The 7762-nt window shown below is 71.0% G+C and carries 8 protein-coding genes and 1 pseudogene; 5 read left to right on the top strand and 4 right to left on the bottom strand.

What is annotated here, in order from left to right:
• The coding region (locus RT323_RS15120; protein ID WP_313409925.1) for a LuxR C-terminal-related transcriptional regulator at positions 1–489 on the top strand (489 nt) is incomplete at its 5' end.
• Between the two features lie 5 nt (positions 490–494).
• Here RT323_RS15120 and RT323_RS15125 read toward each other — a convergent pair.
• On the bottom strand, positions 495–794 hold the full coding sequence (locus RT323_RS15125; RefSeq protein ID WP_313409927.1) for a MerR family transcriptional regulator: 300 nt from the start codon (positions 792–794) through the stop codon (positions 495–497).
• Positions 795–902: 108 nt separating this feature from the next.
• Between RT323_RS15125 and RT323_RS15130 the strand changes: the two genes are divergently transcribed.
• Positions 903–1325 (top strand): Hsp20/alpha crystallin family protein, encoded by a 423-nt coding sequence (locus RT323_RS15130; protein WP_313409929.1) that lies wholly within the window; start codon positions 903–905, stop codon positions 1323–1325.
• Positions 1326–1409: 84 nt separating this feature from the next.
• On the opposite strand, the gene RT323_RS15135 is transcribed toward RT323_RS15130, so the two are convergent.
• Positions 1410–3890, bottom strand: coding sequence for an arylsulfatase (locus tag RT323_RS15135; RefSeq protein WP_313409931.1), 2481 nt, complete (start codon positions 3888–3890; stop codon positions 1410–1412).
• 23 nt (positions 3891–3913) lie between these two features.
• Here RT323_RS15135 and RT323_RS15140 point away from each other — a divergent pair, with 23 nt between their 5' ends.
• Positions 3914–4861 carry a formylglycine-generating enzyme family protein gene (locus tag RT323_RS15140; protein WP_313409933.1) on the top strand — a complete coding sequence of 316 codons (948 nt, stop codon included), beginning with the start codon at positions 3914–3916 and terminating at the stop codon, positions 4859–4861.
• A gap of 6 nt (positions 4862–4867) precedes the next feature.
• Here the strand turns inward: RT323_RS15140 and RT323_RS15145 are convergent, their stop codons facing one another.
• Positions 4868–6418 (bottom strand): protein kinase domain-containing protein, encoded by a 1551-nt coding sequence (locus RT323_RS15145; RefSeq protein ID WP_313409934.1) that lies wholly within the window; start codon positions 6416–6418, stop codon positions 4868–4870.
• A 41-nt stretch (positions 6419–6459) separates the two neighbouring features.
• Here RT323_RS15145 and RT323_RS15150 point away from each other — a divergent pair, with 41 nt between their 5' ends.
• Positions 6460–6897, top strand: a complete 438-nt coding sequence (locus tag RT323_RS15150; protein ID WP_313409936.1) for a GAF domain-containing protein — start codon at positions 6460–6462, stop codon at positions 6895–6897.
• Here RT323_RS15150 and RT323_RS15155 read toward each other — a convergent pair whose 3' ends face one another.
• Positions 6898–7224, bottom strand: a complete 327-nt coding sequence (locus RT323_RS15155; protein WP_313409938.1) for a GNAT family N-acetyltransferase — start codon at positions 7222–7224, stop codon at positions 6898–6900. It lies immediately after the preceding gene.
• Positions 7225–7285: 61 nt separating this feature from the next.
• Here RT323_RS15155 and RT323_RS15160 point away from each other — a divergent pair.
• Positions 7286–7762 (top strand): annotated as a pseudogene (locus tag RT323_RS15160) (hypothetical protein); the annotation flags it as partial.

The raw sequence follows: 7762 nt of genomic DNA on the forward strand, positions 1-7762 counted from the left end.
TCGGCGCCCGTGCCCGTGCGTGTCGCCGCGGCCCTCGTGGACTGCGCGCGATTCCTGCGGGGCGGGGCCGGCGTGCAGGCCCACCACGCCCTGGTCCAGGCGCTGCTGCTCGCCCGGACGGTCACGCTCCGCCGGCCCTTCCACGAGGCCGCAGCGCCCGTGCGTCAGCTGCTGCTGCACGACCAGAAGCTGGCGACCGAGCACGCGTGGCTCTTCGAGCGCCCCGGCACGGCGATGGTGCGACCCACGGCACGGCGTGCGCCAGAGGCCACCGAGCGCTCGGCTCCGGTGGAGCAGCTGACCGAGAAGGAGATGGAGGTCCTGGGCCATCTGGCCGCACTGCTCACCACAGAGGAGATCGCCTCGGAGATGTACATCTCGGTCAACACCGTGCGGACCCACGTCAGGAACATCCTGCGCAAGCTCGGCGTCTCGCGTCGCAATGCGGCGGTCCGCATCGCGCGGGAGTACGAGCTGATTCCCTCCTGAGCGGCTCAGGGACGCCGGTCGCGGCCGCGCAGCCGCTCGACCTCGGCCAGCAACCGCTGGTTCTCGGCCTGCAGCCGGAACACGTGCTCGATCCCCGCGAGGTTCAGCCCGTCCGCCAGCAGCGCGGTGATCTCGCGGATCCGGTCGACGTCCTGCCCGCTGTAGCGGCGGGTGCCGCCGGGCGTGCGCTCCGGCGAGAGCAGGCCGCGCTGCTCGTAGACGCGCAGCATCTGGGGGGCCACGTCGGTGAGCTCGGAGGTCACCGAGATGGGGAACACTCCACGTTCGGGTCCCGGGTACGCCATGTGGAGATCATGCCACCGGGAATGAAAACCTCAAACGTTCGGTTAAGATCGATGTGAGCGGGCCGCACGGCCCACCACCTGTTCCACCATCGAGTGAGGAGTAGAACCATGCTGATGCGCACCGATCCGTTCCGTGACTTCGACCGACTCACCGAGGCCATGACGGGTGGCCGCACGCGGCCCTCGGCGATGCCGATGGACGCGTTCCGTGACGTCGACACGTTCGTCGTCCAGGTGGACCTGCCGGGCGTCTCGGCGGACACCATCGACCTGACGGTCGAGCGGAACGTGCTCACGATCCACGCCGAGCGCAAGGCGCCGATCGCCGAGAGCGCCGAGCGTGTCGTCGCGGAGCTGTCGTACGGCACCTTCAGCCGCCAGCTGTTCCTCGGGGACACGCTCGACACCGATCGGCTCACGGCCGACTACGACGCTGGCGTCCTGACGATCCGCATCCCGATCGCCGAGAAGGCCAAGCCGCGCAAGGTCGAGATCAAGGCTGGTGCCGACCGGAGAGAGATCAGCGCCTGACCCGTCGACCGTGGGGACCTCCGCGTGGGGTCCCCACGGTCACGCCCGAGTCCCGCGGCAGCTCAGGAGAACCAGTCTCCTGAGTCACTGCCGCGCGATCGCCACGCGCAGCATCTCCTCGGGGGAGAGGCGGTGGTCGGCGTCGTGCGCGTCGTCGCCGACGGCGATCTCGACCCAGTGCACCTCGCCGGTGAAGTGGTTCGGGACGGGGTAGTCGTCCGCCACCAGGGCACCGTCCTCACGGCCGACGTCGCACGTGTCGTCCGCGGAGAAGATCATCGCCGCCGTGGCTGCCACCGTGCCGGCCCCGACCTCGTCGCCATCCACGTACAGACGCACGCTGCCGCCCTTGCCCAGCCCCGGCCCGTCGTAGTCGAACTCCATCCGCACCTGGTGCCGGCCCGCGGACAGGGGCGACTCGCTCCCGACGTAGAAGCGCTGGATGCCGAACAGGTTGTAGCAGTACCGCAGTCGGGCATCCTTGACGTAGAGGCTCCATCCGCCGATGCTGCCGCCCTGCGCGATGATCACGCCTTGGCCGTGGTCGGGCACCGTGACCTCGGCCGTGACGGCGTGCGATGCGTTCTTGATGCTCACGACCGAGTGCTCCGAGAGCCGGCCCATCCCGGCGTAGAGGCGCTGCCGGTTGCCCTGCACGAGCTGGGGCCTTCCGCTGACGGCCGCCGAGAGGCGCTCCGCCGCCCGATCGTCGAGCGGCAGCACCTGGTTCCGGACCGCCTCGATGAGGAACAGTCGCTGGAGCTCGTGCAGCTTGTCCGGGTACCGCTGCGACAGGTCGTCGGCCTGGGACCAGTCCGTGTTGGTGTCGTAGAGCTCCCAGACGTCGTCGTCGAACGCGGGTACGTCCTCACCGATGAGCAGCCACGGGGTCTTGTGCCGCGTGACCGCCGTCCAGCCCTGGTGATAGATGCCGCGGTTCCCGAACATCTCGAAGTACTGGGTCTCGTGCCGGTCGGCCGCGGTCTCGTCGTCGAACGAGTACCGCATGCTGACGCCCTGCATCGGCGTCTGCTGCACGCCGTGCACGAAGGTGGGCTCGGCCAGGCCGGCCACGTCCAGGATCGTCGGGGCCACGTCGATCACGTGGGCGAACTGGGATCGGACTCCGCCGGCGGCGGCGAATCCGCGCGGCCAGTGCACTATCGCGCCGTTGCGCGTGCCGCCGAAGTGCGAGGCCACCTGCTTCGTCCATTGGTAGGGGGTGTCCATCGCATGCGCCCAGCCGACCGAGTAGTGGTTGTACGACTCGGGGCCGCCGAAGTCGTCGAGGTGCTCCGCGAGGAACTCCGGCGTCTCCAGCGCCGCGGCGCCGTTGAAGTTGATCATCTCGTTGAACGTGCCGTTCATCGTTCCCTCGGCCGAGGCGCCGTTGTCGCCGATGATGTAGTAGACGAGCGTGTCCTCGAACACCTCCAGCTCGTCGAGGGCGTCGAACAGCCGCCCGACGTGGTGGTCGGTGAACTCCAGGAACGCGGCGTACACCTCCATCTGGCGACGCAGGACGGGCTTCAACTCCTCGGGCATCTCGTCCCACGCCGGGATCTCGGCGGGCCGGTCGGTCAGGCGGGCGTCGGCGGGAATGATCCCGAGCTGCTTCTGCCGGGCGAGGATCTCCTCGCGCAGCACGTCCCAGCCGGCGTCGAACCGTCCCGCGTACCGGTCGATCCAGTCGGACGGCACGTGGTGGGGCGCGTGCGTCGCACCCGGGGCGAAGTACGCGAAGAAGGGCTTGTCGGGCATGAGCGACTTCTGGCGCCGGATCCAGCCGATCGCCTGGTCGGTCATGTCTCCCATCAGGTGGTACCCCTCCTCGGGCGTGCTCGAGGGCTCGACGGGGGTGGTGCCCTCGTAGAGCGCCGGGTAGTACTGGTGGGCCTCGCCGCCGATGAACCCGTAGAAGTACTCGAACCCGCTCCCGGTCGGCCAGTTGTCGAACGGTCCGAGCGGACTGGTCTCCCACACCGGGACCTCGTGGCACTTGCCGAACTGCGCCGTCGAGTAGCCGTTCAGCTTGAGGATCTCGGCCAGCGGCGCACACGTGTTGGGACGGCGCGAGTCGTAGCCCGGTGCCGAGGTCGCGATCTCGGTGATGCCGCCCATGCCGACGGTGTGGTGATTGCGGCCGCTCAACAGCGCGGCGCGCGTGGGTGAGCACAGCGCCGTCGTGTGGAAGCGGTTGTACTTCAGGCCCGCCGATGCGAGTCTCTCCGCGTTCGGCGTGGCGATGACGCCACCGAATGCGCTCGACGCGCCGAACCCGACGTCATCCAGCAACACGACCAGGACGTTGGGCGCCCCCGCCGGTGGGCGGATGGGCTCGATCCGGGCGTGCGGCGTGTCCGGGTCCTTGGCGTCGTACGTGACCAGGCCGACCGGTGGACGGTCCGGCACCGGGAGGACGTCTCGTCGTGTGGCGCTGTCGTTGTGGTCCATGAGCCATCCGTCCGGGTTCGCGACGGCCTCGCGGACCGAGGCCGGTGTGTCGCCATCGTGCTCGCGATCGGCCGTCGCCACGTCGTCCGTGTTGGATGATCCGATCCGCACCCGGGAAGGTCAGCATGTCAGTCATGACCGACGTCAGTCCGCACTCCTGCTGCGCCCCGTCGACACCCGCCTCGGCCTTGACGCGACCCCGGCAGGATGCGCGGCCGCCCGGTGCGGCGACCGGCGTCGGCGCCCAGGTCCGGGTACCCGGCGGCCTGACCTCGATGGGTGACGTCTGGGGCGATGGCGACCCCCGAGACGGCGAGACCCCGATCCATCCGGTGCGCCTGCCGGGCTTCCGCCTGGACGCCACCGCAGTGACGAACACGAGCTTCGCCGCCTTCGTCGACGCCACCGGACACGTCACGGACGCCGAGGAGCTCGGGATGTCCGCCGTGTTCGAGGCGTCCTTCCACGGCCGTTCGGCTGACCTGCTCGGCAGGGCCGCCCACACCCCGTGGTGGCTCGTGGTCGCCGGTGCCACGTGGCGCACCCCCGAGGGCCCGGGCTCCGACCTGTCGGGCCGCGACGACCATCCCGTCGTCCAGGTCTCCTGGAACGATGCGCAGGCCTACTGCGCGTGGGCAGGCCGACGACTCCCGACCGAAGCCGAGTGGGAGTACGCCGCTCGCGGGGGCCAGGAAGGCCGGCGCTACCCCTGGGGCGACGAGCTGACACCGGACGGCCGGTGGCGGTGCAACATCTGGCAGGGCGTCTTCCCGGAGTTCAACCACGGCGACGACGGGCACCTGGCCACGGCGCCCGCATCGGCCTTCGAGCCGAACGGGTACGGCCTGCACCAGATGGTCGGCAACGTGTGGGAGTGGTGTGCCGACTGGTTCGACGCGCGGTTCTACGAGAGGTCGCCGCTCGACTCACCGAGCGGGCCGACCTCCGGCACGGCGCGCGTGATGCGCGGGGGGTCGTACCTGTGCCACGACTCCTACTGCAATCGCTACCGGGTGGCGGCGAGGGCCCAGAACACACCGGACTCCGCCTCGGGGAACCTCGGGTTCAGGTGCGCGAGCTGACCTGCGTCAGTTGCCTTTGCCCTTGCCCTTGCCCTTGTTCTTCCCCTTGGCCTTGCCGTTGTCCGAGCCGGGCCCGTTCCCCGGGGACTTCTTCGGTGCGGCGCCCGAGCCCGTGCCCGTCGAGGTCCCCCCGGTCGTGGCGGTGGTCGTCGGCGCGACCGCGACGGACAGCGTGATCGCCACGCCGCTCGCGAGCCGGCCGGACCGGTCGAGTGCGACCACCTCACCGGCGTCGGAGGCCTGGGTGACGTCCTCGCGACGCACGACGAAGCCCTTCTTCTCCAGACTCGACGCGGCCTTGGCATAGGGCTGGCCGATGATGTCGGACGCCGCGACCCGCACCTTGCCCGAGGCGACGAGCAGCTGGACGGGGTCGTTCTCCGCGGCCGTCGTGCCGGCAGCGGGGGACTGCTTCACCACCTGCCCCGCGGGCCGGCCCGCGACGTCGACCAGACGCGTGCGCGTCACCAGGTCCGCATCCCGCAGCTCCGACTCGGCCTCCTCGACCGTGGCCCCCACGACGTCGGGCACGACCGGCGCCTCGCCGGACAGCAGCTCCCGGCCGCCGAGGACCGCCGCCAGTGCGACGAGGACCCCGACGCTCGCGAACACGACCGAGGTCCGGCGCCGTCGCGGCTCCGCAGGTGTGAGTCCGTCCGACGTGGGCGAGGCCGTCGTGGGCGCAGGCCCCGGCACCACGGGCCTGGCCAGCTCGAATGTCGGCGGCACGTCGATCGTCTGCGCGGCACCGATGGCGGCAGCCTCGGTCGCGACCTCTGCCGCGCCCGCGGGGCGGTCGGCCGGGTCCTTGGCCGTCATGACGCGCAGCAGGGCGGCCAGCCGCGACGGCACGTCGTCGCCCAGCGGGGGGAGGTCGTCGTGCAGTTGCGCCATCGCGGTCGCGATGTGGGTCTCCCGGCGGAACGGCGAGGTCCCGGTCAGGCAGTGGTACGCCACGACTCCGAGCGCGTACAGGTCAGACTGGGCGGTCGCACTGCGCCCGCGCACCTGCTCCGGGCTGAGGTAGTCGGTCGTGCCGACCAGGGCACCGGTGTCGGTGAGCGGCTCGCTGCTCGCGGTCTGCGCGATCCCGAAGTCGACCAGGACGGTCCGTCCTTCGGGCGTCAGCATGATGTTGGCGGGCTTGAGGTCGCGGTGCACGATCCCCCGGGCGTGGGTCGCGGCGAGTCCATCGGCGACCTGCTGCACGACCGACATCACCTCGTCGGCGGGCAGTGGCCCGCGCTCGCGCAGCAGCTCCGCGAGTGAGTGCCCCTCGACGAACTCCATGACGATGAACGTCGAGCCGTCGGCGGATCCACGATCCTCGTCGAAATCGAAGACCTGGGCGACCCCGGGGTGATGGATCGAGGCGGCCAGCTGGGCCTCGCTCCGCATGCGGGCGCGGGCCACGTCGTCGACCTCGGGCTCACCGCGCAGCAGCTTGATCGCCACTGTCCGCTCGAGCCGCAGGTCGGTCGCGCGATGGACCGATCCCATGCCTCCGGAGCCGACGACCTCGCCCAGCTGGTAGCGCTGGTTCAGGTGTCCACTCATGTGGTTCACGGTAGTCGAGAGTCACCGTTACGGTGGGGCGCGTGCCGACCTTCCGCGCCCCGATGTGCTCGCGTGACGACCGCGTCACCGACGGTGTCGCGGTCGCGCGCGCACTGCGGATCGGGGCGTGCGGTGTGGGTGGGCGACTCGTCCACGCACCGGCCACACTGACGAGTGCGATCGCCGCGGTCGAGCAGGAGCACGACGATCGAACGGCCCGCCGGCTGGCGCGTTTCGCGCAGGCTCCGGTGGGATCGCACGTGTGGACGCGCGACGCCGAGGGCTGGTTCTGGCACGGCATGCTGGTGGGCCCGTGGCGCTACGACGACCAGCCCGAGGCGCTGGCCGCCGACCTCGTCCACGTCCGCCCGTGCGACTGGGACGACGATCCCGTGCCGGCTCCCGACGTGCCACCCGAGGTCCTGCACACGTTCGCCCGCGGCGGCCGCAACTGGCAGCGCATCCACGCCGCCGGATGACTAGGCGGCGGCGCGTTTCGCCAAGGCGATCGCGTCGGGCGTGACCGGGTCGGTGACGTCCTCGTAGCCCGGGTGCTTCTCCAGGTACTTCGCGACGTAGGGGCACACGGCGACGACCCTCAGACCGTCTCCCCGGGTCCGGTCGAGCGCCTCGCCGACGACGGTGCCGGCCAGGCCCTGCCCGCCGAACTCCTCGTCGATCTTCGTGTGGAAGAAGATCCGCCGGCCGTCCGCGTCGACGAACTGCGTGAATCCGGCGACCTTGCCGTCCACGGTGATCTCGAAGCGATCCGGGTCCTGCGCCTGCTGCACGGTCTCAGTGGTCATGTCCGCACTCTGCGCCGTCGGGCCGCCCCGGTCAATGGGCCGCGGATGCGATCATCGGACCATGACGGTGACGCGGACGGTGCTGTGGGTCCTGGGCGCAGCCGTGCTGGTCCGGCTGCCGTTCCTGGCCGTGCTGCCCAGCCCTGACGAGGCCGGCCTGCTCATCATCGGCGGCCAGTGGCACGCCGGCGACTCGCTCTACGGTGACTACTGGGTCGACCGGTCGCCGCTGCTGATCGGCGTCTACGAGATCGCCGCCGACGTCGGGGGAGTGGTCGCCCTGCGTCTGCTGGGCCTGCTCGCCGTCGCGGCGACGGTCCTGCTTTGCGCCCTCGCCGGGCAGCGCCTCGGTGGCGACCGAGCCGCTCGCTGGGCTGCCGCGACGGCCGCACTCCTGACCGTCAGTCCCTGGCTGGGGGCGGAGCGCGTCAACGCCGAGCTGCTCGCGGCGCCCTGGATCGCCCTCGGCGTGTACGGGGCCGTGCGGGCCGTGGAGGATCCCCGTGTCCGGCGCTGGTCCGCCCTGGTCGGTGCCGCC

Source organism: Aeromicrobium sp., from assembly GCF_032084975.1.
Lineage (GTDB): Bacteria > Actinomycetota > Actinomycetes > Propionibacteriales > Nocardioidaceae > Aeromicrobium.

Excerpts from the sequence above, each read along its gene's own strand:
- RT323_RS15125 (WP_313409927.1), bottom strand. The coding sequence starts at position 794 with ATGGCGTACCCGGGACCCGAACGTGGAGTGTTCCCCATCTCGGTGACC.
- RT323_RS15130 (WP_313409929.1), top strand. The coding sequence starts at position 903 with ATGCTGATGCGCACCGATCCGTTCCGTGACTTCGACCGACTCACCGAG.
- RT323_RS15140 (WP_313409933.1), top strand. The coding sequence starts at position 3,914 with ATGACCGACGTCAGTCCGCACTCCTGCTGCGCCCCGTCGACACCCGCC.
- RT323_RS15145 (WP_313409934.1), bottom strand. The coding sequence starts at position 6,418 with ATGAGTGGACACCTGAACCAGCGCTACCAGCTGGGCGAGGTCGTCGGC.
- RT323_RS15155 (WP_313409938.1), bottom strand. The coding sequence starts at position 7,224 with ATGACCACTGAGACCGTGCAGCAGGCGCAGGACCCGGATCGCTTCGAG.